Annotated in this window: 1 protein-coding gene; it reads right to left on the minus strand. The window is 65.1% G+C overall.

Translation table 11 applies throughout. The features are described 5' to 3' along the window. Positions 1-421, minus strand: a 421-nt coding sequence (locus tag BTA35_RS17065; protein ID WP_202931317.1) for an E3 binding domain-containing protein, incomplete at both ends; no start/stop codon positions are given.

A 421-nucleotide genomic window follows, 5' to 3' on the forward strand; every position in this document is an offset into this window, starting at 1 on the left:
ACGCGGAACGCTTCCAGGTCGGTGATATCGGCCTGGTCGAACTGAGTCACGTGCGGGATGTTCAGCCAGCTGCGGTGCAGGCTCGACGCGCCGATTTGCATCAGGCGGGTCATCGGCACTTCTTCGGTTTCGCCGAAGCGGCTGAAGTCCACGACCGGGATCGGTGGAATACCAGCGCCGCCAGTCGCAGCGCCGGCAGCCGGAGCTTCCTTGGCCTTCTGCATCATGGCTTTGACGTAAACCTGCACGTCTTCCTTCAGCACGCGACCATGTGGGCCGGTGGCCGACACAGCGTTCAGCTCAACGCCGAACTCACGGGCCAGCTGACGAACGGCAGGGCCGGCGTGAACCTTGGCACCGCTTGGCGCAGGTGCAGCAGCCGGAGCCGGTGCGGCCTCGGCTTTTGCAGCAGGTGCAGGAG

Origin of the sequence: Oceanospirillum linum (genome assembly GCF_001995095.2) — a bacterium.
GTDB classification, from domain to species: domain Bacteria; phylum Pseudomonadota; class Gammaproteobacteria; order Pseudomonadales; family Halomonadaceae; genus Oceanospirillum; species Oceanospirillum linum.